The organism is Trichococcus sp. (assembly GCF_049589555.1).
Lineage (GTDB): Bacteria > Bacillota > Bacilli > Lactobacillales > Aerococcaceae > Trichococcus.
On sequence record NZ_JBAWAZ010000011.1, the window covers coordinates 1 to 1,925 of the forward strand.

The 1,925-nt window shown below is 48.7% G+C and carries 2 protein-coding genes; both read right to left on the reverse strand.

Annotated features, from left to right (window positions below; translation table 11 throughout):
• On the reverse strand, window positions 1-975 hold a 975-nt coding region (locus tag WBV27_RS00315; RefSeq protein WP_424198425.1), incomplete at its 3' end, for a Gfo/Idh/MocA family oxidoreductase.
• Window positions 976-1,244: 269 nt separating this feature from the next.
• A partial coding sequence (locus WBV27_RS00320) for a hypothetical protein (protein ID WP_424198427.1) occupies window positions 1,245-1,925 on the reverse strand: 681 nt, incomplete at its 5' end.

Here is a 1,925-nt window from a genome sequence, read left to right on the forward strand (position 1 = left end):
CAGCAGGGTTTCTTCGTCCTTGGTGACTTTTTCCGCACCGTTCACGATTGCGTTGTACAGATCGTCATAGACTCTGGCGTAATCGCCTTTTTCGGAGACAACTTTCTCTTCATGGTAGACGCCTTCATCATCCATGTACGTCAGAACCCCGTAATGTTCCGGCAGGTCGACACCGAAATCGGAATTGTTCGGCATGTGGAACAGCTTCAGATGCTCTTCCTGGCGGTCTCGGGTCTGTTTCACGAACATGCCCTTTTTCCCGTAAGCGACAAAACTCGGACGCTCCTTCAGCCTGAAGAAGCTGGATTTGATGGAAACCTTCAGATTCTGATAGTGGAAATCCAAATCGAAGTAATCATTCATCCGACCCGGCCCCAATAATTGCCGCACATCATAATGGATTTTGTCAGGCTTGCCGAAATAGGAAAGGACCTGATCGATAGTATGGCTGCCGATTCCGTACAGGTAGCTTGTATCCTTGGTGAAGCTGTCGATCGACAAGGGAATTTCCGGACGATAATAATCGATTGCTATCTCAACTTCCAACAGATCGCCTAATTTGCCGCTTTCGATGACTTTCTGCGTCGTCAGGAAGTCCGAATCGTAGCGTCTGTTCTGATAGCACTGGACCAGCAAGCCCTTTTCTTTCGCGTATGCAAAAATGGCTGCCGCTTCCTCGGAAGTTGCCATGAACGGTTTTTCAACCAGTACATTTTTGCCGTGATCCAAAGCTTGTTTGGCGTACTCGTAGTGAGAATTCGTATGCGTGCAGACGACCACCAACTGGATGTCATCATCATCCAGCACATCCGCAATATTCCCGGTGTAGTGGATGCCCTCGATTTTTTCCCAATCACTTTTCTCTGGATTCCGGCTATAGATTGTTTTGACTTTGATGTTGCTTCTTGATAAAGAAAACGGCAGATGATAACGGTTTGTGCTTTTCCCGTTTCCGATGTATCCGATTGTCAGCATATTTTATCCCCCTAAATTGTTGTATCTACTATCTCTATTGTAACGGTATATATCCGAATCTGACTGCTCCCCATGGATAAATCCAGGGGGTTCCAAGGGCTGTTGGGACGTCACGGACCGTACTGGCGATATTTCCAAAAAAGTGGAGATGTCGTTTTTCTATTTCCGTTCTATTCCCAAAAGCCCTTAGACTTTCTCAAAAAGGCGCCCGATGGCACCATTCGCGTTGAAGGCTCACAGCTGAACCTTTTGGTTGCTATTTACATTTGTTAAGCTAATTGAAAATCTCGCAGTCCGAAATTGCAGGACTGGCGTCCGGTTGATTGGCAGAGTGTCTGGATGCAGGTGTCGTGGTGCGCCATGAAGGTAGCAAACGTCGCGCTACATTTTGTGCGGTCAGTCTCGTTGCGTGTCGGTTGGCTGTTTTTCAGGAGGAATGCACTGTACAGATCCCGTTGGACAAGCTGCCCGGCAACAAAGGTCGTACGTTCATCACGTGTCTTTTTGATATACGTATCGTTTACGTGGTTATACTGGCTGGCACGAAATTTAAAGGTATCCACCTCGTACAGCGCACCCCCTTCTTGGGGTGCTTTTTGCTTCACGATGCCGACCAACATGGCCGGCGCATGATAGCCGATGGACTTGCCATAGCGTTTCTTGCGGTTGAACCGCCCGTTCTTGTTGACGGTCGTTTCTTTAGCCCGCTTCATCAATGCACGGAAATCCATGTCCTCCACATAAACCTGATTACCCAGTGCCAGGATGGCATTGGCGGTTTTGTTGTGGGCTTCTTTTAATGCCACCGCCCGACGGCGGTAGAGGTCCTTCAAGCGAAACATTATTTTCATGTAGTTCTTGCTCCGTACCCAAGTCAACTTGACACCTTGCTTGACGGCGCCGTCGACAGTAAAGTTGGCGGGGTTGGTTGCGCGGCGACTCCGGTCCAG